Origin of the sequence: Janthinobacterium sp. GW458P (assembly GCF_002127585.1) — a bacterium.
Taxonomy (GTDB): Bacteria; Pseudomonadota; Gammaproteobacteria; order Burkholderiales; family Burkholderiaceae_D; genus Janthinobacterium.
In genome coordinates, this window is record NZ_NEGZ01000004.1 from 90,587 (window position 1) to 115,381 (window position 24,795).

At 63.3% G+C, this 24,795-nt stretch carries 28 protein-coding genes; 16 read left to right on the forward strand and 12 right to left on the reverse strand.

Going from position 1 to position 24,795, the window contains the following annotated elements; translation table 11 throughout:
• Nucleotides 1-76 precede the first annotated feature (76 nt).
• On the forward strand, nucleotides 77-280 hold the full coding sequence (locus CBW50_RS05150; protein WP_086144527.1) for a hypothetical protein: 204 nt from the start codon (nucleotides 77-79) through the stop codon (nucleotides 278-280).
• A 99-nt stretch (nucleotides 281-379) separates the two neighbouring features.
• Here the strand turns inward: CBW50_RS05150 and CBW50_RS05155 are convergent, their stop codons facing one another.
• Complete coding sequence (locus CBW50_RS05155; RefSeq protein ID WP_086144528.1) at nucleotides 380-2,080, reverse strand: MFS transporter; 1,701 nt, start codon at nucleotides 2,078-2,080, stop codon at nucleotides 380-382.
• Nucleotides 2,081-2,454: 374 nt separating this feature from the next.
• Here CBW50_RS05155 and CBW50_RS05160 point away from each other — a divergent pair, with 374 nt between their 5' ends.
• From CBW50_RS05160 to CBW50_RS05175, 4 genes are all read left to right on the forward strand, one after another.
• A complete protein-coding gene (locus CBW50_RS05160; protein WP_086144529.1) occupies nucleotides 2,455-3,633 on the forward strand; it encodes an acetyl-CoA C-acyltransferase in 1,179 nt (392 codons plus the stop codon).
• Between the two features lie 127 nt (nucleotides 3,634-3,760).
• Nucleotides 3,761-4,063, forward strand: a complete 303-nt coding sequence (locus CBW50_RS05165; protein ID WP_086144530.1) for a Dabb family protein — start codon at nucleotides 3,761-3,763, stop codon at nucleotides 4,061-4,063.
• Nucleotides 4,064-4,125: 62 nt separating this feature from the next.
• Nucleotides 4,126-5,127 carry an NADP-dependent oxidoreductase gene (locus CBW50_RS05170; RefSeq protein ID WP_086144531.1) on the forward strand — a complete coding sequence of 334 codons (1,002 nt, stop codon included), beginning with the start codon at nucleotides 4,126-4,128 and terminating at the stop codon, nucleotides 5,125-5,127.
• Nucleotides 5,128-5,187: 60 nt separating this feature from the next.
• Nucleotides 5,188-5,613, forward strand: a complete 426-nt coding sequence (locus CBW50_RS05175) for a GNAT family N-acetyltransferase (protein ID WP_086144532.1) — start codon at nucleotides 5,188-5,190, stop codon at nucleotides 5,611-5,613.
• Between the two features lie 72 nt (nucleotides 5,614-5,685).
• Here the strand turns inward: CBW50_RS05175 and CBW50_RS05180 are convergent, their stop codons facing one another.
• The 9 genes from CBW50_RS05180 to CBW50_RS05220 form a co-directional block, all read right to left on the reverse strand.
• Nucleotides 5,686-6,696 carry a ribose ABC transporter permease gene (locus tag CBW50_RS05180; RefSeq protein ID WP_070311868.1) on the reverse strand — a complete coding sequence of 337 codons (1,011 nt, stop codon included), beginning with the start codon at nucleotides 6,694-6,696 and terminating at the stop codon, nucleotides 5,686-5,688.
• A 173-nt stretch (nucleotides 6,697-6,869) separates the two neighbouring features.
• Nucleotides 6,870-8,369 (reverse strand): sugar ABC transporter ATP-binding protein, encoded by a 1,500-nt coding sequence (locus CBW50_RS05185; protein WP_086144533.1) that lies wholly within the window; start codon nucleotides 8,367-8,369, stop codon nucleotides 6,870-6,872.
• 77 nt (nucleotides 8,370-8,446) lie between these two features.
• The gene (locus CBW50_RS05190) at nucleotides 8,447-9,382 is read right to left on the reverse strand and encodes an ABC transporter substrate-binding protein (protein ID WP_083708248.1); all 936 of its coding nucleotides are present in this window, start codon (nucleotides 9,380-9,382) and stop codon (nucleotides 8,447-8,449) included.
• 63 nt (nucleotides 9,383-9,445) lie between these two features.
• On the reverse strand, nucleotides 9,446-10,396 hold the full coding sequence (gene tal / locus CBW50_RS05195) for a transaldolase (protein WP_086144534.1): 951 nt from the start codon (nucleotides 10,394-10,396) through the stop codon (nucleotides 9,446-9,448).
• A gap of 2 nt (nucleotides 10,397-10,398) precedes the next feature.
• Entirely contained in the window at nucleotides 10,399-11,883 is a 1,485-nt protein-coding gene (xylB, locus tag CBW50_RS05200; protein WP_216356318.1) for a xylulokinase, read from the reverse strand.
• A gap of 31 nt (nucleotides 11,884-11,914) precedes the next feature.
• Nucleotides 11,915-12,922 (reverse strand): LacI family DNA-binding transcriptional regulator, encoded by a 1,008-nt coding sequence (locus CBW50_RS05205; protein ID WP_086144536.1) that lies wholly within the window; start codon nucleotides 12,920-12,922, stop codon nucleotides 11,915-11,917.
• A gap of 210 nt (nucleotides 12,923-13,132) precedes the next feature.
• Entirely contained in the window at nucleotides 13,133-13,870 is a 738-nt protein-coding gene (locus tag CBW50_RS05210; RefSeq protein WP_086144537.1) for an NRDE family protein, read from the reverse strand.
• The gene (locus tag CBW50_RS05215) at nucleotides 13,861-14,151 is read right to left on the reverse strand and encodes a DUF4936 family protein (protein ID WP_086144538.1); all 291 of its coding nucleotides are present in this window, start codon (nucleotides 14,149-14,151) and stop codon (nucleotides 13,861-13,863) included. The genes CBW50_RS05210 and CBW50_RS05215 overlap by 10 nt, the downstream gene beginning before the upstream one ends.
• A gap of 7 nt (nucleotides 14,152-14,158) precedes the next feature.
• The gene (locus CBW50_RS05220; RefSeq protein WP_226935670.1) at nucleotides 14,159-15,265 is read right to left on the reverse strand and encodes a folate-binding protein YgfZ; all 1,107 of its coding nucleotides are present in this window, start codon (nucleotides 15,263-15,265) and stop codon (nucleotides 14,159-14,161) included.
• A 185-nt stretch (nucleotides 15,266-15,450) separates the two neighbouring features.
• On the opposite strand from CBW50_RS05220, the gene mltG reads away from it, so the two are divergent.
• From mltG to CBW50_RS05240, 4 genes are read left to right on the forward strand one after another with little or no spacing between them, the layout of a single operon-like run.
• Nucleotides 15,451-16,437, forward strand: coding sequence for an endolytic transglycosylase MltG (gene mltG / locus CBW50_RS05225; protein WP_086144540.1), 987 nt, complete (start codon nucleotides 15,451-15,453; stop codon nucleotides 16,435-16,437).
• A gap of 24 nt (nucleotides 16,438-16,461) precedes the next feature.
• Nucleotides 16,462-17,103 carry a dTMP kinase gene (tmk, locus tag CBW50_RS05230; RefSeq protein WP_086144541.1) on the forward strand — a complete coding sequence of 214 codons (642 nt, stop codon included), beginning with the start codon at nucleotides 16,462-16,464 and terminating at the stop codon, nucleotides 17,101-17,103.
• A 16-nt stretch (nucleotides 17,104-17,119) separates the two neighbouring features.
• The gene (locus CBW50_RS05235; RefSeq protein ID WP_086144542.1) at nucleotides 17,120-18,148 is read left to right on the forward strand and encodes a DNA polymerase III subunit delta'; all 1,029 of its coding nucleotides are present in this window, start codon (nucleotides 17,120-17,122) and stop codon (nucleotides 18,146-18,148) included.
• Nucleotides 18,149-18,194: 46 nt separating this feature from the next.
• Nucleotides 18,195-18,710, forward strand: coding sequence for a GNAT family N-acetyltransferase (locus CBW50_RS05240; protein WP_086144543.1), 516 nt, complete (start codon nucleotides 18,195-18,197; stop codon nucleotides 18,708-18,710).
• 12 nt (nucleotides 18,711-18,722) lie between these two features.
• Here CBW50_RS05240 and CBW50_RS05245 read toward each other — a convergent pair whose 3' ends face one another.
• On the reverse strand, nucleotides 18,723-19,082 hold the full coding sequence (locus tag CBW50_RS05245; RefSeq protein ID WP_139842400.1) for a hypothetical protein: 360 nt from the start codon (nucleotides 19,080-19,082) through the stop codon (nucleotides 18,723-18,725).
• A 199-nt stretch (nucleotides 19,083-19,281) separates the two neighbouring features.
• Here CBW50_RS05245 and CBW50_RS05250 point away from each other — a divergent pair, with 199 nt between their 5' ends.
• From CBW50_RS05250 to CBW50_RS05280, 7 genes are all read left to right on the forward strand, one after another.
• The gene (locus tag CBW50_RS05250) at nucleotides 19,282-19,668 is read left to right on the forward strand and encodes a VOC family protein (RefSeq protein WP_086144545.1); all 387 of its coding nucleotides are present in this window, start codon (nucleotides 19,282-19,284) and stop codon (nucleotides 19,666-19,668) included.
• 6 nt (nucleotides 19,669-19,674) lie between these two features.
• On the forward strand, nucleotides 19,675-19,974 hold the full coding sequence (locus tag CBW50_RS05255; protein ID WP_099419804.1) for a hypothetical protein: 300 nt from the start codon (nucleotides 19,675-19,677) through the stop codon (nucleotides 19,972-19,974).
• Between the two features lie 115 nt (nucleotides 19,975-20,089).
• Entirely contained in the window at nucleotides 20,090-20,869 is a 780-nt protein-coding gene (locus tag CBW50_RS05260; RefSeq protein ID WP_086144547.1) for a TatD family hydrolase, read from the forward strand.
• Nucleotides 20,870-20,885: 16 nt separating this feature from the next.
• Nucleotides 20,886-21,536 (forward strand): ankyrin repeat domain-containing protein, encoded by a 651-nt coding sequence (locus CBW50_RS05265; RefSeq protein WP_086144548.1) that lies wholly within the window; start codon nucleotides 20,886-20,888, stop codon nucleotides 21,534-21,536.
• Between the two features lie 254 nt (nucleotides 21,537-21,790).
• Nucleotides 21,791-22,714: a methyltransferase domain-containing protein gene (locus CBW50_RS05270; protein ID WP_086144549.1), complete on the forward strand. Its 924-nt coding sequence runs from the start codon at nucleotides 21,791-21,793 to the stop codon at nucleotides 22,712-22,714.
• Nucleotides 22,715-22,813: 99 nt separating this feature from the next.
• Nucleotides 22,814-23,062 carry a hypothetical protein gene (locus CBW50_RS05275; protein WP_086144550.1) on the forward strand — a complete coding sequence of 83 codons (249 nt, stop codon included), beginning with the start codon at nucleotides 22,814-22,816 and terminating at the stop codon, nucleotides 23,060-23,062.
• A 164-nt stretch (nucleotides 23,063-23,226) separates the two neighbouring features.
• Entirely contained in the window at nucleotides 23,227-23,424 is a 198-nt protein-coding gene (locus CBW50_RS05280; protein WP_086144551.1) for a hypothetical protein, read from the forward strand.
• Between the two features lie 56 nt (nucleotides 23,425-23,480).
• On the opposite strand, the gene CBW50_RS05285 is transcribed toward CBW50_RS05280, so the two are convergent.
• Nucleotides 23,481-24,599: a phospholipase A gene (locus CBW50_RS05285; RefSeq protein WP_226935668.1), complete on the reverse strand. Its 1,119-nt coding sequence runs from the start codon at nucleotides 24,597-24,599 to the stop codon at nucleotides 23,481-23,483.
• Nucleotides 24,600-24,795 lie beyond the last annotated feature (196 nt).

Consider the following 24,795-nt stretch of genomic DNA (forward strand, 5'->3'; position numbering starts at 1 on the left):
TAAAGCGGCCCCGCTTACCAAGCTGGCAATCGGTGTTGTTTGTCGTGCCATCCCGTCCATCCACATGAGAGATGCAATGAAATATCTGATCGTTCCCTGCCTGTTGGCCATGACCGGCTGCGAGGTGCTGTATGACGCGAACCGGGACAAGATCGGCGAGTACTGCAACAGCCTGAACAATTTCGACGACCGCAATGCCTGCCGCAAGCGCAACCAGACCAGCTACCAGGAATACGTGCAGCAGCGCGACCAGCTGAAAAACGGCAAGAACGCCAAGTAAGCGGCCGCCGCTGGCGCCGCCGGTAAAAAAAACGCCGCTGACAAGTCAGCGGCGTTTTGCATGGCGGCGCCCGGCCTTGCGGCCGGGGTTTGCACCGTATCAATCGTCGGCGTAGATGTTGTTGTCCTTGGTTTCCTTGACGAACAGGGTGCCGATGACCACCGTCGCCAGGGCCACGACGATCGGGTACCACAGGCCGTAATAGATGTCGCCCTTGAAGGCCACCAGCGCGAAGGCCGTGGTCGGCAGCAGGCCGCCGAACCAGCCGTTGCCGATATGGTAGGGCAGGGACATCGAGGTGTAGCGTATGCGCGTCGGGAACATTTCCACCAGCATGGCGGCGATCGGGCCGTACACCATGGTCACGTACAGCACCAGGATAAACAGCAGCAGCACGACCATCGGCTTGTTGATCTGCTCCGGATCGGCCTTGGCCGGATAGCCCGCTTCCTTGATGCCGGCGCCGATTTCTTTCTTGAACGCTGCTTCATGGGCCTTGCTTTCCGCATCGAAGTTCAGACCATCGGGCGTCATGACGGCATTAAACGACGTAAATTCCTTTGTGCCGATGCGTACCTTGGCGATGCTGCCGGCCGGTGCCGCTTCCTTCGTGTAGTTGACCGAGCTGTTCGACAGGAAGCCGGCGGCGATGTCGCACGACGATGGGAACTTCTTGGTACCCGTCATATTGAACTGGAAGTGGCAGGAGGCGGGATCGGCCACCACCACCACTGGCGAGTTCTTCAGTGCCGCTTCCAGCTGCGGATTGGCGAAGTGGGTCAGGCCGTTGAAGATGGGGAAGTAGGTGGCCGCGGCGATCAGGCAGCCGCCGAGGATGATGTATTTGCGGCCCAGGCGGTCGGACAGGCTGCCGAAGAACAGGAAGAACGGCGTGGCCAGCAGCAGGGCGATGGCGACCAGGATGGTGGCCGTGGCCAGGTCCACTTTCAGGGTCTGGGTCATGAAGAACAGGGCGTAGAACTGGCCCGTGTACCAGACGACGGCCTGGCCGGCCGTCAGGCCGATCAGGGCCAGGATGACGATCTTCAGGTTTTTCCATTTGCCGAACGCTTCCGTCAGCGGCGCTTTCGAGGTCTTGCCTTCGGCTTTCATCTTGGCAAACGCCGGCGATTCGTTCATGGCCAGGCGGATCCAGACGGAGATGGCCAGCAGCAGGACGGAGACGAGGAAGGGCACGCGCCAGCCCCAGGCTTCAAACTCTTTCTCGCCCGTGGCCAGGCGGGTGCCCAGGATGACGATCAGCGACAGGAAAAAGCCCAGCGTTGCCGTTGTCTGTATCCACGCCGTGAATGCGCCGCGCTTGCCTTCAGGGGCGTGCTCGGCCACGTAGGTGGCTGCGCCGCCGTATTCGCCGCCCAGCGCCAGGCCTTGCAGGATGCGCAGGATGACGAGGATGATCGGTGCGGCGATGCCGATGGAGGCGTGGCCCGGCAGCAGGCCGACGATGAAGGTGGAGCCGCCCATGATCAGGATCGTGATCAGGAAGGTGTATTTGCGGCCGATCATGTCGCCCAGGCGGCCGAAGACCAGCGCGCCGAACGGGCGCACGATGAAGCCGGCGGCAAAGGCCAGCAGGGCGAAAATGAAGGTGGTCGTGGGGTCGCCGATGAAGAATTGCTTGGCGATGATGGAAGCGAGCGAGCCGTACAGGTAAAAATCGTACCATTCAAACACGGTGCCGAGCGAAGATGCAAAGATGACCTTGCGTTCTTCTGGCGTAATCGGCGTTCCTTTGGTGGAAATTTTCCGCACGTCGGCCGGGCCGGATGATGATGCCATGGTTTGTCTCCCTATGTTTTATAGTGAACCGTTGCCGAGGTCTTTATTGACCATTCTTGCAACAGCTTGGAGGCGAGTGTGTTCTCGAAACCTTACGTCATGCTTGCTTGAAACTTACGCGAAGCTTACAAAGTGAGGGTTGCCGCAACTTTGCGAACGACCGTACTTAAATGTGCTATTCTGCTTGCGAGCTAGGTAATCGTCAGGAAATTCTTGTGGATTTATGACAAACAGAACCGGATGCAATACAAGGCGCCGACTGCTAGCAGTTGGCAACGCGGTAGGGCGCCGCTGATGGAAGTCAGAAATCACAAGAATTTATTGGGCTTACTTAACATCATTGACCACATAACATTCCCACAAGGAGACACAGCATGAATGAAGCCGTCATCGTATCGACCGCCCGCACGGGCCTGGCCAAGTCCTGGAAGGGCGCGTTCAACATGACGCACGGCGCCACCCTGGGCGGCCACGTGCTGGCGGCCGCCGTCGAGCGCGCGCGCATCGAGGCGGAGGAAGTGGAAGACGTGCTGGTCGGCTGCGCCTTTCCCGAAGGCGCCACGGGCGGCAATATCGCGCGCCAGGTGGCCCTGCGCGGCGGCTGCCCCGTGACCACGGCCGGCATGACCGTCAACCGCTTCTGTTCCTCGGGCTTGCAGGCCATCGCCCTGGCGGCGCAGCGCATCATCGCCGGCGAAGGCGATATCTATGCGGCGGGCGGCGTGGAATCAATTTCCTGCGTGCAAAATGAAATGAATACGCATATGTATCGCGACGTCTGGCTGCAGCAGCACAAGCCGGAAGTGTACTGGCCCATGCTGCAGACGGCCGAAACGGTGGCAAAACGCTACCAGATTTCGCGCGAGCGCCAGGACGTGTACGGCGCGCAAAGCCAGCAGCGCGCAGCAAGCGCCCAGGCGGCCGGCCTGTTCGACGCGGAAATCGTGCCCATGACCACCATCATGGGCGTGGCTGACAAGGCCAGCGGCATGCTGGTGTCGCGCGAAGTGACGATTGCCGCCGACGAAGGCATCCGTGCCGACACGACGTATGACGGCGTGGCGAAGATCCGCCCGGCCATTCCCGGCGGCGTCATCAGCGCCGGCAACGCCAGCCAGTTTTCCGACGGCGCGGCGATGGCCATCGTCATGAACGCGAAAGTGGCCGAAGCGAAAGGCTTGCAGCCGCTGGGCGTCTTCCGCGGCTTTGCCGTGGCCGGCTGCGAACCCGATGAAATGGGCATCGGCCCCGTGTACGCCATTCCCAAGCTGCTGAAAAAGGCGGGCTTGACGGTGGCTGACATCGGCCTGTGGGAACTCAATGAAGCGTTCGCCGTGCAGGTGCTGTATTGCGCCGACACCCTGGGCATTCCCATGGACCGCCTGAACGTCAACGGCGGCGCCATTGCCGTCGGCCACCCCTACGGCGTGTCGGGCGCGCGCCTGACGGGCCACGCCTTGATCGAAGGCAAGCGCCGCGGCGTCAAATACGTGGTCGTGACCATGTGCATCGGCGGCGGACAGGGCGCGGCCGGCCTGTTTGAAGTGCTGTAATGTTTGCGTGAACCCAGTCTGCGGGCGGCTTCCAGGGCCGCCCGTTTTCCTTGTACGGCCACTTCCTGCAGAGTGCGCCGATAGCGGTTACAGTAATGCTTCATTAATAAACAAGCAGCCTGCCACCATGATCAAGCACATTGTTTTTTGGAAACTCAAAGACCACGCCGAAGGCGCCGACCGCGCCACCAACGCCCTGAAACTGAAAGCCCTGCTCGACGCCTGTTCGGACCTGGTGCCCGGCATATTGAAATTCGAGGCGGCCGTGGCCCAGCCGGGCCTGGAAGCGAGCTACGACATCGTGCTCTACAGCGAGTTCGCCAGCCGCGCAGCGCTCGACGCCTACCAGAACCATCCCGAGCACGTGAAAATCAAGCCGTTTTTTGGCGCCGTGCGCGAAGCGCGGCAGTGTATGGACTATGAGATTTAATGATTGAATTACCCCAGCCCTTCGCTTTAGGGTTCAGCTTGTTCATCCAATAAGGAGCATTCATGACCACCTACCAACGCATCGTCCTCGCCGCGCGCCCCGCTTCCAACGAGGAAGTGCAGCCGGCACATTTTCGTCTGGAAACGAAAGACATTCCCGCCATCACGGATGGGCAATTGCTGGTACGCAACCAGTACCTGTCGCTCGACCCCTATATGCGCGGGCGCATGAGCGCCAATAAGAGCTATGCGGCGCCGCAGGCGCTCGATGAAACCATGATAGGCGGCACGGTGGGCGTGGTGCTGGAATCGAAGCATCCGAAGTTCGCCGCGGGCGACACGGTGGTGGGGACCCTGGGCTGGACGGAAGTGGCCGTGTCGGACGGCACCATGCTGCGCAAGGTCGACACGACGCATATCCCCGCGTCCGCCTACCTGGGCGCCGTCGGCATGCCGGGCATGACGGCCTGGTATGGCCTGAACCAGATCATGGCGCCAAAGGCGGGCGAAATGGTCGTCGTGTCGGCCGCCAGCGGCGCCGTCGGCAGCGTCGTCGGCCAGCTGGCCAAACTCAAGGGTTGCAGGGTCGTCGGCATCGCGGGCGGGGCGGAAAAATGCCGCTATGTCGTCGAGGAACTGGGTTTTGACGCCTGCGTCGACTACAAGGCGGGCAAGCTGGCGGCCGACCTGGAAGCGGCCACGCCGGACGGTATCGACGCCATCTTTGAAAACGTGGGCGGCGCCGTGTTCGATGCGGCCCTGGCCCGCACCAACGCGTTCGGCCGCGTGGCCGTGTGCGGCTGGATCGCCGGCTACAACGGCGAACCGACGCCGCTCGACAATGCCCGCCTGATCCTCACCAACCGCCTCACGGTGCGCGGCTTCATCGTGTCCGAACAGCCGGAATTCTGGCCGCAAGGACTGGCCGAGCTGGGCACCCTGGTGGCGTCGGGCAAGCTGAAGTTCCGCGAATCCGTGGCCGAGGGCCTGGCCAGCGCGCCCGACGCCTTCATCGGCCTGTTGAAGGGCCGTAATTTCGGCAAGCAACTGGTCAAGCTCGGCTGATCTCGCCGAGGAAAGGCGGGCCGTGCGACAATTGCGGCCTGTCTCCTTTTACATTACACCATGACCAAGCACACCATCCGTCTCGGCGACTGGGCCACCCTGGGCCCTGACGCCACCGCCATCCGCTTTGAAGTTTTCGTCGATGAACAGAAAGTGCCGGCCGAGATCGAACTCGACGATATGGATGCCGTCTGCCTGCACGCCGTCGCCTATGACGACGCCGGCCAAGCCATCGGCACGGGCCGGCTATTGCCGGACGGACACATCGGCCGCATGGCCGTGCGCCAGCCGGGCCGCGGCACGGGCGTGGGCGGCGCCATTTTGACCTTGCTGATGGACAAGGCGCGCGAACGTGGTGACCTGGCGGTGATGCTGAACGCGCAAACCGTGGCCGCGCCATTCTATGCGCGCCACGGTTTCGTGCAGCAGGGGGAACAATTTGAAGAGGCGGGGATTGCGCATGTGGAGATGCGGCTGCAGTTTTAAGCGTTAACCCAGGAGCAAGGACTGGGGTCGGACCCTACAGGGTCCGACCCCGGCAGTTCATGGGTTTAGGGTTTAATTCTGCGCGTGCGACTGGCGCCATTTATCCAGGATCACGGCCAGCACGATCACGACACCTTTCGCCACATACTGCCAGAACGACGACAGCCCCAAAATCGTCAAGCCATTGTTCATCACGCCGATGATCAGGGCGCCGATGACGGTGCCCCAGACGGAACCGACGCCGCCCATCAGGCTCGTGCCGCCGAGCACGACGGCCGCGATGGCATCGAGTTCATAACCGGTACCCCAGTTGCCGTTGGCGGCATACAAACGGCTGGCCGACATGGCGCCGCCCAGGCCCGCGAACAGGCCGCTGATGGTGTAGACAAACATCAGCACGAGGCCGACCTTGATCCCCGTCAAACGCGCCGCCTGGATATTGCCGCCCACGGCGTAGATATGCAGGCCCAGGGTCGTCTTGCGCAAGATAAACCAGGTCAGCAGCACGACGGCGGCCGCCAGCCAGATCAGCCAGGGCACGGCCAGGAAGCTGCCGTTGCCCATCCATTCGAAGCTGGGGATTTCCGTGTTCAGCACGCTGGTGCCGTCGGCCAGCAGATAGGCCGCGCCGCGCAGGGCCGTCATGGTGCCCAGGGTCACGACGAACGGGTTCAGGCCGACGAGGGCGACGAGCACGCCATTGAGCGCGCCCAGCAGCAGGCCGACGATGAGGAAGGCAGGGATTGAAAAGCCGGCGAACTGGGCCGACAAGGACATCAGCATGCCCGCCACGGCCGAGACGGCCAGCACGGAGCCGACCGATAAATCGATGCCGCTGGTCAGAATGACGAAGGTCATGCCCGAGGCCAGCACGATATTGATCGACACCTGGCGGAAGATGTTCATGGTGTTGTTGCTCGTCATGAACGTGGACGTGCCGTCGGCCGAGAAATACACGGTCAGGCCGTACATGGCCAGGTACAGCACGACCAGCACGGGCAGCATGCCCAGGCGGCGCATCAGGTTCGAGGCATTGAAAGGTTCGCCGGCGCGCGGGGCGCCGCGGGTGGTACTAGTTGTCATCATGAGTCTCCTGAATGATTATTTAAGGCGTATTCTTAAAACGCCTAACAAAACCGCAGCGAGCGGATGTGGGTTGTGGTTGAGACGCGGAACTGTGCGAAGCACGGGGACGCCGAGTCAGTGAGCATCGGAAACCGCGACCCGCGACGCGCAGTAGGTTTTGATAGGTGTTTTTAGGCCGCTTCCAGCTGGGTGGCGTAGGCGAGGATGTTTTCCTGCGTGATATCGTCGCCCGTCACTTCGCCCGTCAGCCGTCCTTCGCACATCACCATCACGCGGTCGCAGATGCCGACCAGCTCGGCCAGTTCGCTGGAAATGCACAGTACGGCCGTGCCCGCGTCCGCCAGCTGGTGGATGATCTTGTAGATTTCGCTTTTCGCGCCCACGTCCACGCCCCGCGTCGGTTCGTCGAGGATGAGGACCTTGGGGGCGATGGCCAGCCAGCGCGCCAGCAGGACTTTCTGCTGGTTGCCGCCAGACAATCCCCCCACGATGCCGTCCGGCCCCGAGACCTTGACGTTGAGGTTGGCAATCGCCTCGCGCGTGAGCTGCGTCAGGGCGCCACGGTTGACCACGCCCGCCGTGGAATGCTTTGAAAGTATGTTCATCGACATGTTTTCCATGGCCGACAACTGCATGAACAAGCCCAGGCTCTTGCGGTCTTCCGGCAGATAGCCGATGCCGTGGCGTATCGCCGCCAGCGGCCGCTGGATGTGCACTTCCTGGCCGTCGAGCCACACTTGTCCCGATGCTTTCTTGTCGGCGCCAAAGATCAGCCGCGCCAGTTCCGTGCGGCCCGCGCCCACGAGTCCCGCCAGGCCCGTCACTTCGCCCGCATGCAGGGCGAACGAGGCGGGTTTGACCTTGCCGCCGCCCACGTTTTCCACGCGCAGGCGCTCGGCGCCCCGCGTGCTGCGGCGCTGGTGCGAATAGAAGTCGTCGGCGGGACGGCCCACCATCATTTGCACGACTTTCTTTTGATCCAGCTCATCCTTGCCCAGTTCGCCCACATAGGCGCCGTCGCGCAGCACCGTGATGCGGCGCGCCAGGCGTTCCACCTCGGCCATGCGGTGGCTGATGTAGAGCACGGCCAGGCCCTTGTCGCGCTGTTCTTCGATGATGCGGAACAATTGTTCGGTTTCCCGGTCGGACAGGGCGGCAGTGGGCTCGTCCATGATCAGGATGCGGCTTTCGTGCACGAGGGCGCGGGCGATTTCCACCTGCTGCTGCTCGGCGATCGACAGGGTAGCCACCATGGTGTCGGCGTCGAAGCGGGAACCGAGGTCGGCCAGGATGGCGTTCGTGCGCGCGCGCATTTCGCCGCCCTTGACGGTCCAGAACGGTCCTTGCGGCTCGCTGCCCATGAAGACGTTCTGCGCCACCGTCATGTTCTTGGCCACGCTCAGTTCCTGGTAGATCAGGTTGATGCCCAGGGCGCGGGCCTCGCCCGGGTTGCGGATGCGGATTGGCTTGCCGTCGAGAATGATTTCACCGGCGTCCGGCGTGTACACGCCCGAGAGGATCTTCATCAGGGTGCTCTTGCCGGCGCCGTTTTCGCCCATCACGGCATGGATTTCGCCGCTGCGCACCGTCAGGTGCACGCCGCGCAGCGCGCGCGTGGCGCCGAAGCGCTTCTCGATGCCGCGCATTTCAAAAATAATATCGTCGCTCATGACTGTCCTTCCTTGCTGGTGAAACTGGCGCCGCCTGCCAACTGGCTGGCGGCGCCGCGTGGTTCAGGTCAGGCAGATCAGTTCTTCACCCAGCCCGTGTAGGTGGCGACGTTTTCCTTGGTGATGGCCGGGGTCGGCAACAGCACCATGGTCTGTTTCGGCGTGCGGCCGTTCATGATGTCGTAGCCCATCTGCACGGCGTCCGTTGCCATGCGGTAAGGGTTTTGCGCCGAGGTGGCGGCAAACAGGCCGGCCTTGTTCTTCAGGGCGTTCTGGCCGTCCGGCGCGCCATCGACGGCCGTGATCAGTTTGACGTCCGTGCGCTTCGATTGCTTGATCGCCAGTTCGGCGCCGATGCCGGTCGGATCGTTGATGGCGAACACGGCGTCGATCTTCGGATGGGCCGTCAGCAAATTCGACATCACGGTCATGCCGCCGTCGCGGCTGCCGCCCGCGTTCTGGTTGTCGGACAGGATTTTTATGTCCTTGAAGGCGGCCAGGGTTTTCTTGCAGCCGTTGACGCGGTCGATCACGGAGGTGACGGGCGGCCCGTTGAGGATCACCACATTGCCCTTGCCGCCGATCTGCTTGGCCAGGTAGGCGCACGAGACGTCGCCGGCCATGGTGTTGTCGGACATCACGGTGGCCGAAGCGCCCACGGCGCCCACGTCGACGGCGATCACGACCACGCCCGCATTGCGCGCCTTCTTGATGGCCGGGGCGATGCCCTTGGAGTCGACGGCGTTCAGGATGATGATGTCGGTCTTGTTGGCGATGAAATTCTCGATCTGGTCCACCTGGGTGTTCAGGTCATACTTGCTGGAAACAGTCGTGACTTTCACGCCGGGGCCACCGAGCTTTTTCGCGCTTTCTTCCGCGCCGCGGCCAATCGCCACGAAAAACGGGTTGGCCAGGTCGCCCACGCTCACGCCGATCGATTTGAGCGGTTTATCGGCGGCAAAGGCGCCGCAGGCGGCGGACAGCAGCAGGGTGGCGGTAATGACTTTTTTCATGAGGATCTCCAAGGGTTTTTATTGTAAAAACGACTGTGCTACGGGTAAAAACTTTGTTATTCGTTAATGATTACGCAATTTCTCGATCATGGCATCGAGCTTGCCCGCATCGACGGCAAAGCCGCGTATGCCTTCGGCCAGCTTTTCGGTGGCCATGGCATCGTCGTTCAGGGCGTAGCGGAAGGCCGCTTCGTCATAGCTGACGGCCGGCTGCGCCGCGCCCAGGTCAGCGCCCAGCGCGCGCTCGAACGGCGCATCCAGCGCTTCGAGCTTGGCCAGCAAGTCCGGGCTGATGGTCAGCAAGTCGCAGCCGGACAAGGCCGTGATCTGCCCCACGTTGCGGAAGCTGGCGCCCATCACTTGCGTGGCGATGCCATGTTGCTTGTAGTAATTAAAGATGCGCGTGACGGACTGCACGCCTGGATCGTTGGACAGGCTGCGCGCCGCTTCGTCCCATGCCGCGCCCAGCGATTTTTTATGCCAGTCGTAGATGCGGCCCACGAACGGCGAAATCAGCCGCACCTTCGCGTCGGCGCAGGCGACGGCCTGGCAAAACGCGAACAGCAGGGTAAGGTTGCAAAAAATGCCATCTTTTTCCAGTTCGCGCGCGGCCTCGATGCCTTCCCAGGTGGCGGCGACCTTGATCAGCACGCGCTCGCGTTTTACTCCAGCCTGCTCGTACAGGGCGATCAGGCGGCGTCCGCGGGCCACGGTGGCGTCGCGGTCAAAGCTCAAACGGGCATCGACTTCCGTCGAGACGCGCCCCGGCACGACTTTTAATATCTCCAGGCCGAAGCGCACCAGCACCTGGTCGACGATATCGTCGAGCGCGGCATTCTTGTGGGCGGCGACCGTGCTTTCCAGCAAGGGCGCGTAATCGGGCTGCAGCACGGCCTTTAAAATCAGCGACGGATTGGTGGTGGCGTCCTGCGGCGCGAAGCGGGCCAGTTGCAAAAAGTCGCCCGTGTCGGCGACGACGGTGCTGGTTTGCTTCAGTTGTTGCAGCTGATTCATTACTATTCCTTCTCACTGAGTTGGTGCAGGGCTTGCACGGCGGGAAACAGGCTACGGTAGCGGCCGTAACGGATGCCCAAGGCTGCGCCGTGCGCGGCGTCGGGCTGGAAAACGTTGTTAATGGGCAATCCCTGCGTCAGCAGGCTGGCGTCGCCGATGGCGGCAAAGCCCAGCTTGGCCGCACCGAGGCTGGCCGACAGTTCGCTGTTGTGCAGGGTGCGCATCTCGCGTCCCAGCACATTGGCCAGCAGCTGCGCCCAGTACTGGCTGCGCGCGCCGCCGCCCACCAGCATGCAGTGGGGAATCAGCGCGCCCGTCGACGTGACGGCGGCCATGGCGTCGCGCAAGGCGAAGGCCACGCCTTCGAGCACGGCGTAGCCGAGCTGCGCCGGCGTGCTGTCGTGGCCCAGCTGCAAAAAGGCGCCGCGCACCTGCGGGTCGTTGTGCGGCGTGCGCTCGCCCGACAGGTAGGGCAGGAACAGCGGCGCCGATGGCGCGATGACAGTGTCGAGCGGCAGGGCGTTTTCCACCAGCGCCAGCAGGGCTGCCTCGTCGGGCTGGCCCAGCACGCCAGTGGCCCAGCGCAGACAGCTGGCGCCGGAGAGAATCGCGCCCATCGCATACCAGCGGCCGGGCAGGGCGTGGCAAAAGCTGTGCACGCCGCCGGCCGGATTGCCCAGCGGCGTTTCCGTCACGGAAACGATGGCGGCGCTGGTGCCCAGCGAAATAAAGCTGTCGCCGCCGTTGACGGCGCCGATGCCCACGGCCGAGACCGGGTTATCGCCGCCGCCGGCGGCCACCACCACGTCCATGGGCAAGCCCAGCTGATCGGCGACGGCGGCCCGCACGGTGCCCGTGGCCGCGTCGCCTTCGGCCAGCGCCGGCAGCTGGTCGAGCCGCAAGCCGCAGGCGGCCACCATGGGCGGGAACCAGGCGCGGGCGGCCTCGTCCAGCCACAAGGTGCCGGCCGCGTCGGACATGTCCGTCAGCTTGATCCCCGTCAACTGCAGGCGCAGATAGTCTTTCGGCGACAGCAGGCAGGCGATGGCGGCAAACGCGGCCGGTTCATGCTTTTGCAGCCACAGCAGTTTCGGCGCCGTCAGGCCCGCCATCGGCAGGCTGCCCGTCACGTCCGCGTAGGCGCGATAGTCGCGCGCCAGGGCGGCCGCTTCGGCATCGGCGCGCGCGTCGTTCCACAGGATGGCGGGGCGGATCACCTTGTCATTGCTGTCTAGCAGCACGGCGCCGTGCATCTGGCCCGACAGGCCGATGCAGGCGACGTGCGCGTAGTCCTGCGGCCAGGCGGCGCGCAGCTGGCCCAGCGCCTGGACGCAGGCGGCCCACCAGTCCTGCGGCGACTGTTCGGACCAGCCCGGCCGCGGGCGGCTGGTGTCGATGCGCACGGAAGCCTGGCCGCGCACGGCGCCGCTGCCGTCCATCAGCACGGTTTTCAGTTCGGAGGTACCGAGGTCGATACCGAGGGAAATGGCTGGATGCATGTGTATTTACGGTAAAAGGTCAGGGGCAGCCGCAGGAATTGCGCACGCGCAAGGTCGGCGACAAACGCTGCACGTGCCGGGCGCGGCCCGGGTTGGCGATGCGTTCGATCAGCAGGTCGACGGCCCTGGCGCCCAGCTCTTCGAGCGGCTGGGCCATCACGGTCAGGCGGGGGCTGAAGTAATCGGCCCAGTCGAAATCATCGAAGCCGGCCAGCGCGACGTCTTGCGGTACCGCAATGTGCGCGTCGCGCAAGGCGTGCATGGTGCCGATGGTCATCAGGTTATTGCCGGCCACGATGGCCGTCGGGCGCTGTCCGGCGGGCAGGGCCAGCAGCTCGCGCGTGGCCGCGCCGCTGCGCTCGAGGTTCGAGTCGCCCGAGCGCAGCAGGTCCGGGTCAAAGACGATATCGGCGCGCTGCAGGGCCAGGCGGTAGCCGTCGATGCGCTCGTCCGTCGTCGACAGGCCCGGTGCGCCGCTGATGAAACCGATGCGGCGGTGGCCGTGGGCCGCGATCAGATGGCTGACCAGTTCGGCCGTCGCCTCGCTGTTTTCCACGCCCACCTGGTCGAATGGCTGGGGCGACATGCGGTCAACCAGCACGGAAGCGATCTTGTTGCTGTTTAAATAGTCGAGGGCGCGGTTGTGCGCATCGCCGGACGGCGCCAGCACGATGCCGTCGACCCGGCGCTGGTGCAGGTTCTGCACTACCTTGAGTTCCTGTTCCGGATCGTCATGCGTATCGGAAAACAGCATCATCAGGCCGTGGCGCGTGCAGGCGGCCTCGATGGCGCGCACGGTTTCGCTGAAGTAATGATTGGTGAACGCGGAAATGGCCACGCCGATGGTGCCCGACGAGGAGCCGGCCAGCGCGCGCGCCAGCATGTTCGGCACGTAGCCGATCTGCTGCATGGCCGCGTTGACGGCGGCGACGGTTTTCGGGCTGACCTTGCGGGTGCCGTTGAGTACGTGCGAGACGGTCGACAGCGATACGTCCGCCGCCCGCGCTACATCTTCCATGGTGGCCATGGTGTCTCCTGATGGTTTTATTCTTATTGTGTGCTGCGATGGGGTGCGGCTGTGTCGCCGCGTTGGATTCCATCGTAAACAAAAGAAAGCGCTTGCGCAAGCGCTTTCTTTTTTTGCGCGCAAACGTTTTAAAGCGTCATGGGATGGTCATGCGGAGGCAGCAGTGGCGGTGTCCGGGGTCTGACCCGGCGGGTCAGACCCCGGAGCGGTTTATTGGATCACCAGCTCATGCAGTTCGCCGGGCGAGTCCGGGAACAGTTTGACGACGGTGGAGGTGCGCGTGCCGTAGCCCGGCGTGTCGATGCAGACGGCGGACAGCACGCGCTCGAGGTCGAGCGGCACGCCCGTGTCGGGCAGGCGGAAGTCGGGCGCGCGCGTGGTGTCGGCCAGCATGTCGAAATAGGCGTCGTCGGGCGCGCCCTGGCACAGCAGGCTGGCGAACTGGGCCTTGGTTTTCAGGACCTTGGGCCATGGCGCGTCGAGCAGGGCGTTCGACAGGCCGTAGATGCCCGGTTCCAATGGATGGCCATTGCGCGCATCGCCGTCGCCCCGGTTGGAAAACCAGATCAGCGTATGCGCGTCGCCCAGCACCAGATTAAAGCCGTTGTAGGCTTTGCAGCCCGCGCGGATCTGCGCGATATAGTCCTGCGGCGACATCGTGCCGGCCAGGTAGTCGGCCACCAGGGCGCCGCGCGAGGGGGCGTCCGGATTGCGGTCTTGCGGGCTGCGGATATTCGTGATGGCGGCAAAGCGCGAGCTGCCGCTGCCGGCCTGGGTGATGCCCATCCAGCTGCCGCCCGCCTGCAGGTCGCGGCCCGCATACACTTGCGGGTGCTCGGGCCAGGCCCCGGCCGGGGCGCTGGCGCGTTCATAGAATTCGTCACGGTTGGCGGCGGCAATCAGCGGGACGTGCGGATTGACTTTCCAGGCAAAAACGATCAGGCACATGGGGGCAAGTCCATGAACACTTCCGTATGGCGCGCGCCGGCCGTCAGCGACAGCAGGCCAGCCTCGTCGGCCGCAGCGGCCAGCAAGTCCGTAAAACCTTCGCCGACGACGGGGTAGATTTCCATCCACGTCTGCAAGCCATCCTTGGCTTCCGGACGGCGCTTCAGCTGCGGCGCCACGCCGCAGGCGGCCGCCAGCTTGGCCTGCAGGGCGCGCACGCGGGCTTCCAGCGCCTGGGCGTGCTCTTCCTTGACCTGATAGTAAATGTACAAATCTTTCATGGCATTCTCACAGGTCGAGTGCGTCGAGCACGTAAGGCATGGACAGGAATTGCACGTGAGCGCCCTGGGCCGTGCCGTAGCGCACGGCGCCGGTGGCGCTTGAACCTTCCGCGATCGCCCCCAGTTTCATTTCAACGAGGGCGTCGACGCCGCCGTCACCGTTCGGCGCGGCGTTGACGACCATGCCGCAAGGCTGGTCCGGGTCGCTGACGGCAAACAGTTCGCCGCCGGCCACGGCGGACGCATCGGCGATGCTGACGAGGGTGGTGCGGCGCTTGAGCTTGCCCAGGTACTGGCTGCGCGCAACGATTTCCTGGCCCGGGTAGCAGCCTTTCTTGAAATTGACGCCGCCCAGCAGCTCGAAATTGACCATCTGCGGCACGAATTGCTCTTGCGTGGCGGCCGTGATCTGCGGAATGCCCGCGTGGATGTCGGACAGTTGCCAGCAATCATAGCCGCCCTTGGCCAGTCTTTCAGCCAGCTGCGGCCAGGCGTCGCGCGCCGTGGCGGCCGACGTCAGCCATTGGTAGCGGGCGCTGCCGAAGGCATCGGCCACGCGCAGCAGGGTGCCGGACGCCTGTTCGACCTTGCTGAACGGCGTGGCGGGCAGCACGGGGAAGATGGCGGACAGGGCCGCGCCGGCTTGCTTGCCGCCGAGGCCCAGGACGACTTGATTGCCTGCATCCAAGGAGGCATCGTGCAGCTTGGCCTTGGCGCGCAGCACGAACATCTGCAGGCGCTTCTGGATGGCCGGCTGTATGGCGCGCGGCAATTGCAGGTAAATGGTGGTGGCATTGCGCCACATCAGGAAACTGGCCAGCAGGCGGCCTTTTGGCGTGCAGTAGCCGGCCAGGCGCACTTGCTCCTGGTTCAGGTGTTCCACGTCGTTGGTCAGCTGGCCATGCAGGAAACTGGCCGCCTCGTCGCCATTGATGCCGATCAAGCCCTGGTCCGTGATGGCCGCGACAAAGCCGTTTTGCAGCTGGGGCACTGTCAGGGACTGGCCAAAATCGGCGATGGGGGCAACGGTGGCGGGGAGGGTACTGTCTGGCGCGCCTTCGGGAGGGACGGGACGGGCGCCTTGCGCAGCTAAAAATTGATTCCAGTTATTCATAATTTCCATTAGATCAGCGATTAAGCATTATCATTACGGGTTCATTATAGTGATGTCGCGCGGATCGCGTCGGCAGCGGCAAGAATCCATGCATTCGTGCAGGTTTGCGCGAGTTTCATTCAGTAATGAACGATCACAACAAGCGCGCGTTGCTCTCCAGCGCACGCATCACAAGAATCGGAACAATGGCTTTCTTTAAAAAACTTGTAGTCAGTTCGGTCATCGCCGCCATCGGCGTGGGCGGTACTTTTGTGTACTGGGCGCAGCAGCCCATCACGACGGAAGGCGAGGCGATTCCGTTTGCCATCGCGCCCGGCAGCGGCGCGCATGCGGCCGGCCAGCAGATCGCGGACGCGGGCGTGCCCATCGTGCCCATCCTGTTCAACATGCTGGCGCGCATCGAAGGCAAGACCTCGAAGATCAAGGCCGGCTCCTACGAGCTGAAACCGGGCACGACGCCGCAGCGGCTGATCACGCAGCTGGCGCGCGGCGAGTTCGCGCAAGAGTCCTTGACCATCATCGAGGGCTGGACCTTCAGGCAGATGCGCATGGCCATGGCCAGCCATCCCGGCCTCAAGCACGATACCGTGGGCCTGTCCGACAAGGAACTGATGGCGAAGATCAGCCCCGAGTATCCCTTGCCGGAAGGCCTGTTCTTCCCGGATACCTATCTGTTCGCCAAGGGCGCCAGCGAGATGCAGATCTTCAGGCAGGCGCACGCGGCCATGATAGGCCGCCTGTCCGAGGCCTGGGACAAGCGCGATCCGGCCCTGCCATATAAGACCCCATACCAGGCGCTGGTGATGGCGTCCATCGTGGAAAAGGAAACGGGGCAGAAATCCGAGCGCGCCATGATCGCCGGCGTGTTCGTCAACCGCCTGAAGACGGGCATGCTGCTGCAGACGGACCCCACCGTCATCTACGGCATGGGCGACAGCTACCAGGGCAAGATCCGCAAACGCGACCTGGAAGCGGACACCCCGTACAATACCTACACGCGCGGCGGCTTGCCGCCCACGCCGATCGCCTTGCCGGGCGCACAATCGCTGACGGCGGCGCTGGCGCCGGCCCGCACCCAGGCCCTGTATTTCGTCGCGCGCGGCGACGGCACCAGCCAGTTTTCGGCCAACCTGCCCGACCATAACCGCGCCGTGAACCAGTATCAGCGCTAATATTATTATCAGATCAAGAGTTTCATGACACAACACTATCAACCGCGCTTCATCACCTTCGAAGGCATCGATGGCGCGGGCAAGTCCACGCATATCGGCTTTGTCGCCGACTACCTGCGGCAGCGGGGCGTGATGCTCGTCTCGTCGCGCGAACCGGGCGGCACCAGTCTCGGCGAAAAGCTGCGCGAACTGCTGCTGCATGAAAAGATGCACCTGGAAACGGAAGCCTTGCTGATGTTCGCCAGCCGCCGCGAACACATCGCGCAAGTCATCGCCCCCGCCCTGGCGCGGGGCGAGTGGGTCATTTCCGACCGCTTCAGCGATGCCAGCTTCGCCTACCAGGGCGGCGGGCGCGGCATGGACTTGCGCAAGATGGAGCAGCTCGAAGCGTGGGTGCACCCGCATTTGCAGCCGGACATCACTTTCCTGTTCGACGTGCCCCTGGACGTTGCCCGGGCCCGCCTGGACGCCACGCGCGAACTCGACAAGTTCGAGCAGGAGCGCGCGGACTTCTTTGCCGCCACGCGTAACGAGTACCTGCGCCGCGCGACCCAGTTTCCCGAGCGCTTCCGCATCATCGATGCGACGCACAGCATCGCCGATATCCAGGTGCAGCTGGCGAAACTGCTTGATGTATTGTTCGAACAAAGCACTGTAATGCGCTGATTTAAAAGAAGAAGATATGACCAGTTCTCTCTATCCGTGGCAGCAGGACGCCTGGCAGCAGTTGCAAGCCTTGCGCCCGCGCATGCCGCACGCCATCCTCTTCCATGGCGCGCAGGGCATCGGCAAGGCCGACTTCATCGAGCACTTTGCGCAAGCGCTGCTGTGCGAAGACGTGCGCGCCGACGGCCATGCCTGCGGCGCCTGCGTCTCCTGCGGCTGGTTTAGCCAGGGCAACCATCCCGATTACCGCAGGGTTCGCCCGGAAGCGCTGGAAGACGAGGTGGCCGACGACGGCGAAGAGGGCGAGGGCGCGAAGAAAAGCGCCAAGAGCAAGACGCCGTCGAAGGATATCAAGATCGAGCAGATCCGCAACCTGGCCGACTTCATGAACATTTCCACGCACCGCCAGGGCTTGCGCGTGGTGGTGCTGTATCCGGCCGAGGCGCTCAACACGCCCGCCTCGAACGCCCTGCTGAAAACCCTGGAAGAGCCGCCGCCGGGCACGCTGTTCCTGCTGGCCTCGAACAGCCTGGACCGATTGCTGCCGACGATCTTGTCGCGCTGCAGGAAATTTGCCCTGCCCATGCCCAGCCACGAGCAGGCTTTGACCTGGCTCAAGGCCCAGGGCTTGAACGACGCGGACAGCTGGCTGCGCGAGCAGGGCGGCGCGCCGCTGGCGGCGCTGGCCCAGTCCGAATCGGGCGGCCGCGAGGAAACGGAACAGCTGCTGCAGGTGCTGGCCAACCCGGGCGTGGAAGCGGCCCTGAAAGCGGCTGACAAATTGCAGAAGGCGCCGCTGGCGCCGCTGGTGGCGTCCTTGCAGCGCTGGCTGTACGACGTGTTTTCCGTCAAGCTGTCCGGCACCATCCGCTACTACCCGCGCCACCGGCGCGAACTCGAAGCGCTGGCCGCGCGCATCAACGTCAGCCGTCTGATGGCCGCCATCAAGGCCGCCAACGAACGCCGGGCGATTGCCGAGCACCCGCTGTCGCCGAAGCTGTTCCTCGAAGACATGCTGCTCGACTACGCGTCAAGCTGCCAGTAAAGAGTCCATATAATCAATCGCTTGTCGCCACTATTTAAATAAGAATATGAACTATCGCCACCGCATTGCCACGCTTGCCGACCTGCCTGCCATCGTCGCCATCTACAACACGACGATCGCTTCGCGCGAAGTGACGGCCGACACGGAACCCGTGACAGTCGAGTCGCGCCTGGCCTGGTTCCACGAACACACGCCCGAGCGCCGCCCCCTGTGGATCATCGAGGCGGCCGATGACGGCTCCGGGCAGCCCGAGCCTTTGGGCTGGCTGTCGTACTCGAACTTTTATGGCCGTCCCGCTTACTCGGGCACGGCGGAGCTGTCCGTCTACATCGCGGAAAGCGCGCGCGGCAAGGGCATAGGCGCCTACGGCCTGACGCAGGCCATCGCCCACGCGCCTGCCGTCGGCGTGCACACGGTGCTCGGCTTCATCTTCGGCCACAACGCGCCCAGCCTGGGCCTGTTCAAGAAATTCGGCTTCGAGACGTGGGCGAACCTGCCGAAAGTGGCGAACCTCGATGGCGTGGAACGCGATCTGATTATCCTGGGCAAGCGCGTCGGCTGATAGGGATAGGCCTCAGCCGCAGGTGCGCGTGCAGCTGCGGTAGCGCACTTCGCAGGCCTGCAGGCGCTCGGCGCGCCGGGCGCGGAAGGCCTGGGCTTCGGTGGGGCGCAGCTGCTCCGCTTGCGTGTCGACATTCCTGCCGGCCGCGACGTAAGGATTGCTGCTCGGTTTCATCGACAGGACGGGGCTGCCATCGTTTTCCGTGGCGCCTTGCGCCTGCGCGCGGCAATCCTGGCGCGCCGAGGCGCAGACGGGCTGGCCCAGGCCCGCCTCGGCGGCAGGCCTGGGCGCGTCGCGCCTGTCCTGGGCATGCGCCGGCTGCGCCAGGCCGGCCAGCAGTGTCAACATCAGGGGACAGGCAATTTTCAGCATGAAACACTCCACGTAGCCGCACGCCGCCCCATGGCTGCGCGTCAGCCAGCCACTATACATCTTGATAACGTTTCTGCCTAGGCAGGCAAGTCCGGGCGCGCGGCCCTGCGGCGCTGGCCCGTTTGCCATCCCCGGGGCGCGGTGGTACAGTCATGTCACTTTGCAAAGCACGCGGGCGCACCCCGCAACGGAGGCGTCAATGAAACGGGTCACTGGCATCGGCGGCATCTTTTTCCACGCGCGAGATCCGGCCGCGCTGCGCGCCTGGTACCAGCGCCACCTGGGCCTCGATGTGCAGCCCTGGGGCGGCGCCGCCTTCAGCTGGACGGACGCCGACGGCCAGCCCGCTGGCGGCACCACCATCTGGTCCGTGGCGGCCGACGACAGCGAGCAATTTGCGCCCGGCAAGGCTTCCTTCATGATCAACTACCGCGTCGACAACCTCGACGCGCTGCTGCAAGCCCTGTGCGACGAGGGCTGCACCGTGCTGGACAAGGCGCCCGACTCGGAATATGGCCAGTTCGGCTGGGTCATCGACCCCGAGGGCAACAAGGTGGAGCTGTGGCAGCCGCCCGAGGGGCAGTAGGTGGCCATGTTGAAGGAAGTCATGTCAAACGGGAGCCACGCGACATGCCCGAAGTGCCATGCCAGCGCGCAGGTGCGGCACAAGAAGATACTAATCGGCAAGGCCAGTCCGCGCGCGCTTTTTTGCGACGAGGGCGAAGAGCGGGCGGGCTATCGACGTGCCGACCAGCTTGCAATCGACGAATGCACGGCAGCAGCCTTGGGAAAAGCGCCTTTGGAACAATTCCTGGATGGCTATTATTGCGGCGGATGCGACGTGGGCTTTGTCGCCGATTCCGTCCGGCAGCGCTTTACGCAGATCCTCTGATGCAGCCCATGGCCCCGATGGCGTCGCCGCTGGCACGGGCCATTGCCGACATGCCGCAGCCGACATAGTGCGTTCTGCCTGCCAGATTCCGCCCGCTCCGGTACAATCGCGCCTTATGTATATCGATTCCCATTGCCATATCAATTTCCCCGAGCTGGCTGCTCGCATGCCCGAGATCCTCGCCAAGATGGCCGAGAACAAGGTGACGCACGCGCTGTGCGTGTCCGTCGACCTGCCGGACTTCCCGCAGGTGCTGGCCCTGGCCGAGCAGTATCCGCATATTTTCGCTTCCGTCGGCGTGCATCCCGACTACGAGGACACGCCTGAACCGTCGGTGGAAGACCTGGTGCGCCTGGCCGACCATCCGAAAATCATCGCCATCGGCGAGACGGGTCTTGACTATTTCCGCCTGACGGGCGACCTCGAGTGGCAGCGCGAGCGTTTCAGAACGCACATCAAAGCTTCAAGAATCACCCGTAAACCCTTGATTATCCACACAAGAGCGGCCAGTGAAGACACCATCCGCATCATGCGCGAAGAGGGCGCGGGCGTGGCCGACGGCGGCGTGGCCGGCGTCATGCATTGCTTTACTGAATCGCTGGAAGTGGCGCGCGCCGCCATCGACATGGGTTTCTATATTTCGTTTTCCGGCATCGTCACCTTCAAGAGCGCCAGGGATTTGCAGGCCGTGGCCCTGGAAGTGCCGCTCGAGCGCATCCTCATCGAGACGGATTCGCCGTATCTGGCGCCCGTGCCCTTCCGCGGCCGCATGAACGAGCCCGGCTACGTGGCCCACGTGGCCGAGTATCTGTCGACCCTGAAAGGCATCCCTTTGGCCCAGGTGGCGCAGCAGACGACGGATAATTTCTTCAAATTATTCAATCAGTTGCCGTAATCTCTTAAGGTCAGCCATGATGAAAAAACTCGCTGCGGCGATGCTCTTGTGCTGGGCCGCCGCCAGCCAGGCGGCGCCGGAACCGGAGGCCTTCTTCCGCGCCGTCTCCGTCAACAACGACAGCGGCGTGCGCGGCATGCTGGCCGACGGCATGAATCCGAACCAGCCCGACGCGCAGCGCGGCGACATACCGCTGGTGCTGGCCTTGCGCGACGATGCCGATAAAGTGTTCAAGCTGCTGCTGGACGCTCCCGGCATCGATATCGAGGCCCGGTCGGCCAACGGCAACACGGCGCTGATGATGGCCGCATATAAACACAAGCTGGACGCGGTGAACGCCTTGCTGGCCAGGGGCGCCAAGGTCAACCAGAGCGGCTGGACGGCGCTCCATTATGCGGCCTCGGCGGGCGACCTGCCCATCATGAAGATCCTGCTCGACCGCGACGCGGCCGTCGACGCGCGCGCGCCGGCCAACATCACCCCGCTGATGTTCGCCGCCCGCGAAGGGCAGGAGGGCGCCGTCAGGCTGCTGCTGTCCTGGGGCGCGGACGCCAGTCTGAAGAGCGACCACGGCTGGACGGCCGTGCAGTTCGCCCAGGCCGGCGACAAGCCGGGCGTGGTGGCCATCATCGAGGCGGCGCAAAAGGCGCGCGCCGCCAGAAAATAGCCTTTGTATTAATATTTTCCATGCCAGCGGCAAAACTGGCATGGAATTGCCTCTCACCTCAGCCCTTTGTTCTCCCTGGCGATTAACGATAATGATCGTGTCGCATTAATCAGGAGATTTTTCGCATGGGCCATCCCACCACCGCCAGGCGCCGGCTGTACTGTCGCCGCCCCTCGCGCAGCCCGTGCGATATCACTGCTTTCTGGAATGACAAAACCGATCGGCCATCGGAGCCAGACTCCAAGAGGACAGACATGCTGAATGAACGAGAAATCGAGAGTTGTTACCTGGGGCAATTTATCCCCGTCCATTACCACCACAATATGCTGATGGACCAGAACCGCATGCACGGCTTCAAGTCGGCGATCGATTACGCGGTGAAACCCGGCATGAAGGTGCTGGAGCTGGGCGGCGGCACGGGCGTGCTGTCGTGGTTTGCGGCCGCGCGCGCCGACAAGGTGTGGTGCGTGGAGTTCAATCCCGACATGGTGAAGGAGGCGCGCAAGATGCTGGCGCTCAACCCGAACGGTGAAAAAGTGGAAGTCGTTCACGCGGACGCCTTCGAATACCTGCCGCCCGAGCCTGTCGACGTGGTTATCTGCGAAATGATTCACGTGGGCATGCTGCGTGAGAAGCAGGTGGAAGTGATCGAATCGTTCAAGCGCCGCTATCTGGCCCGCTTCGGCGGCCCGCTGCCCATCTTCCTGCCCGAGGCCGTCATCATGGCCGTGCAGCCGATGCAGCAGGAATACGATTTCGAGGGCTTTTATGCGCCCATCGTGCAATTCCAGGAAACCACGGCCATCCATCCTGGCGTGCAGGAACTGGCGCCGCCGACCGTCTACAGCATCATCGACTTCAGCCAGCCGACGGACAGCGTGTTCGGCTTCGACGGCAAGTTCGTCGTCGAGCGCAGCGGCACCCTGAACGCCTTGCGTTTCGTCACCAAGAACATCCTGGCCGTCGTGCCCGAGCGTTCGACCACCATCGACTGGCTGAATCACTACATGTGCCTGCCGCTGGCCGCGCCGCTGGCCGTGAAGGCGGGCGACGTGCTGCAAGTGAGCTTCCAGTACCGCGCCGGCGGCGCGATTCCTTCGCTGGAAGCGTCGATCCGCGCGCAGGTCATCTACGATGTCAACTTGCAGCCAGTGACGCAGAACCCTGTCTACGCCTGAGTATCATTGATTTAAAGATAACGTCGCAGCGATTTCATCCTGCGGCGTTCGTCCATTCAGGGTATATTTCGTCTTTTACCACCGGACAGCTTTACTATCATGGAACAGATCGATCAGCGTTACCTCGTGCAACAGAATAAAATCAGCGACGGCGAGACCAGGCCGCCCGTGTTTGCCAAGGTAATGCGCAGCAAGGAAGGCGTGTTTGAAGGCGTATCCTTCATCAAGTCGAAGGACAAGGCCTCGATCCTGACCATCGAAGAAGCCAACCAGGCCATCAAATGGGCTGCCAGCAAGAAGCCGAACGCGCATGAATACATCACGAAAGTGATTTGCGTCGGCCAGTAAGCGCTTCGCCGGCTGCCGTCCATCCCCGCTTTTCCTCCGTCCATCCTCCCATTGTGCCGTTCATCGCATGGCCGTTGCCGGCCTTGCCGCGCTTGACTATAGTGCGGTCACGGTAGCGGGGCAAGCGCGGCTTGCTCCGCACATTTCATTCTAGGGGGAAGGCGATGCTGGGATTCGTGCTGTGGCTGCTGCTTTTGCTGGTGTGCTGGCCCCTGGCCCTGCTGGCGCTCGTGCTGTATCCGCTGGCCTGGCTGCTGCTGTTGCCGTTCCGGCTGATCGGCATCGGCGTGGACGGCGTCTTTGAATTGCTGCGCGCCATCGTCATGCTGCCGGCCCGCGTGCTGGGCGGCGGGCGGCACTGAACTGGATTTCCCATAAAAAATGGCGCCCTCGGCGCCATTTTTGTTTGCCTTGCCGCTTACAGGTCGACCATGAAACCGGCGCCGATCGACTTTTGCGAATAGTTGTAGTCGATCAAGCTCTGGCCATAGCCGGAGAACAGTTGCAGATAGCCCTTCAGGTTGGCCTTCAGCGGGAAAGCCCAGCTGGCCTGCATGGAGCCATGCTTCTTGCTGAAATTGCGGCGCGCCGTGACGGCGTATTCATGGCCCTTGTTGCGGTAGCTCAAGCGCAGATCGCCATGTCCCATGTAATCGGTGATGTCGATATTGTCATTGTCCGTCGCGCTGTTGTCGAGACGGTGCCAGACGCGGGCCGTGACGGCCAGGTTATCTTTCTCCATGCCCAGCTCGGCATACACGCGGTTCCAGCTGCGCGACAGGGTCGACGTCTGGCCATTCGACTGGTGCACCAGGCCCAGGTTCAGGTAATTGAACTCCAGGCCCGCGAAATTCTTGTTGATCGGCAAGATCAGCATCAGTTCCGGCTGGTAATTGGTCTCGCGGAAGGGGCTCGATGCCTTGCGATTATATGCCTGCCAAAAACTTTGCTGCGTGTAGCCGAACCACATGTCGATGGGCGTGCCGGCGATGTCTTCCAGCAGCTTCATCTTGAAACTCAGCTGGAAGGTCAATTCCACATGCTGGCTCTTGATGCCGGCCGGCGTGAAATCCTGGAACGGTTCATCGTTCGAGGCGTCGCTGTAATTGGCCAGCAGCAGATACGTGTCGCGGTGGGGACGGAAGTTGAACAGGCCCCGCTTCGAGGCGTCGTTCAGCTCCCACGATTGCTGGGTGCGCGAAATCGGCGCTTCCGGCGGCGCCGCGCCGGCCTGGGCGATGGCGGGAATGGCGGCGTTGACGGCGTCCGGCGTGGCCACGCCCGGCGGGCTGACAAACGTGAGGGGCGCGACCTCGGCCGCTGCCGCCAGGGTGACGGCTGCGGTGGCGGGGTCGCCGCCGGCGGCGATGGTGGCTTTTTCCGCCGCCTTGGCCAGGGTGTCGAAGCAGCCCAGACGGGCACTGGCGTCGCCGAGCACGGCGCAACGCTGCATTTGCTGTTCCAGTTCGCCGGCCATGGCCAGCGCTGGCGAGGCCAGCAGGGAGGAGAGGATTATTTTTCTTAGGTGGATAGTCATAGGCTGAGTAGGGCATGTCATTCGGTGCGCACCTGGGCTGGCATGCCGGCGGCGTCGCCTTGCACGATAATTCACCGTGCGTCTTGATTTTTATTAATCTTTGTTGAATTAAAGTTCAAAAAATTCAAGCTCGGGAAGTATAGCCGAATCCGCAATTAGCCTCCGTGCGCCTGGCGTGCGCGCGCGTTTCCCTGTT

Bases quoted from the DNA above. Each gene is read 5' to 3' on its own strand.
- tal (WP_086144534.1), bottom strand. From the start codon at position 10,396: ATGAATCAGCTGCAACAACTGAAGCAAACCAGCACCGTCGTCGCCGAC.
- CBW50_RS05220 (WP_226935670.1), bottom strand. From the start codon at position 15,265: ATGAATAACTGGAATCAATTTTTAGCTGCGCAAGGCGCCCGTCCCGTC.
- tmk (WP_086144541.1), top strand. From the start codon at position 16,462: ATGACACAACACTATCAACCGCGCTTCATCACCTTCGAAGGCATCGAT.
- CBW50_RS05190 (WP_083708248.1), bottom strand. From the start codon at position 9,382: ATGAAAAAAGTCATTACCGCCACCCTGCTGCTGTCCGCCGCCTGCGGC.
- CBW50_RS05210 (WP_086144537.1), bottom strand. From the start codon at position 13,870: ATGTGCCTGATCGTTTTTGCCTGGAAAGTCAATCCGCACGTCCCGCTG.
- CBW50_RS05250 (WP_086144545.1), top strand. From the start codon at position 19,282: ATGAAACGGGTCACTGGCATCGGCGGCATCTTTTTCCACGCGCGAGAT.
- CBW50_RS05245 (WP_139842400.1), bottom strand. From the start codon at position 19,082: ATGCTGAAAATTGCCTGTCCCCTGATGTTGACACTGCTGGCCGGCCTG.
- CBW50_RS05185 (WP_086144533.1), bottom strand. From the start codon at position 8,369: ATGAGCGACGATATTATTTTTGAAATGCGCGGCATCGAGAAGCGCTTC.
- CBW50_RS05165 (WP_086144530.1), top strand. From the start codon at position 3,761: ATGATCAAGCACATTGTTTTTTGGAAACTCAAAGACCACGCCGAAGGC.
- CBW50_RS05265 (WP_086144548.1), top strand. From the start codon at position 20,886: ATGATGAAAAAACTCGCTGCGGCGATGCTCTTGTGCTGGGCCGCCGCC.
- CBW50_RS05260 (WP_086144547.1), top strand. From the start codon at position 20,090: ATGTATATCGATTCCCATTGCCATATCAATTTCCCCGAGCTGGCTGCT.
- CBW50_RS05160 (WP_086144529.1), top strand. From the start codon at position 2,455: ATGAATGAAGCCGTCATCGTATCGACCGCCCGCACGGGCCTGGCCAAG.
- CBW50_RS05170 (WP_086144531.1), top strand. From the start codon at position 4,126: ATGACCACCTACCAACGCATCGTCCTCGCCGCGCGCCCCGCTTCCAAC.
- CBW50_RS05255 (WP_099419804.1), top strand. From the start codon at position 19,675: ATGTTGAAGGAAGTCATGTCAAACGGGAGCCACGCGACATGCCCGAAG.
- CBW50_RS05285 (WP_226935668.1), bottom strand. From the start codon at position 24,599: ATGACTATCCACCTAAGAAAAATAATCCTCTCCTCCCTGCTGGCCTCG.
- CBW50_RS05175 (WP_086144532.1), top strand. From the start codon at position 5,188: ATGACCAAGCACACCATCCGTCTCGGCGACTGGGCCACCCTGGGCCCT.
- CBW50_RS05150 (WP_086144527.1), top strand. From the start codon at position 77: ATGAAATATCTGATCGTTCCCTGCCTGTTGGCCATGACCGGCTGCGAG.
- CBW50_RS05240 (WP_086144543.1), top strand. From the start codon at position 18,195: ATGAACTATCGCCACCGCATTGCCACGCTTGCCGACCTGCCTGCCATC.
- mltG (WP_086144540.1), top strand. From the start codon at position 15,451: ATGGCTTTCTTTAAAAAACTTGTAGTCAGTTCGGTCATCGCCGCCATC.
- CBW50_RS05235 (WP_086144542.1), top strand. From the start codon at position 17,120: ATGACCAGTTCTCTCTATCCGTGGCAGCAGGACGCCTGGCAGCAGTTG.
- CBW50_RS05275 (WP_086144550.1), top strand. From the start codon at position 22,814: ATGGAACAGATCGATCAGCGTTACCTCGTGCAACAGAATAAAATCAGC.
- CBW50_RS05205 (WP_086144536.1), bottom strand. From the start codon at position 12,922: ATGGCCACCATGGAAGATGTAGCGCGGGCGGCGGACGTATCGCTGTCG.
- CBW50_RS05155 (WP_086144528.1), bottom strand. From the start codon at position 2,080: ATGGCATCATCATCCGGCCCGGCCGACGTGCGGAAAATTTCCACCAAA.
- CBW50_RS05215 (WP_086144538.1), bottom strand. From the start codon at position 14,151: ATGAAAGATTTGTACATTTACTATCAGGTCAAGGAAGAGCACGCCCAG.
- CBW50_RS05280 (WP_086144551.1), top strand. From the start codon at position 23,227: ATGCTGGGATTCGTGCTGTGGCTGCTGCTTTTGCTGGTGTGCTGGCCC.
- CBW50_RS05180 (WP_070311868.1), bottom strand. From the start codon at position 6,696: ATGACAACTAGTACCACCCGCGGCGCCCCGCGCGCCGGCGAACCTTTC.
- CBW50_RS05270 (WP_086144549.1), top strand. From the start codon at position 21,791: ATGCTGAATGAACGAGAAATCGAGAGTTGTTACCTGGGGCAATTTATC.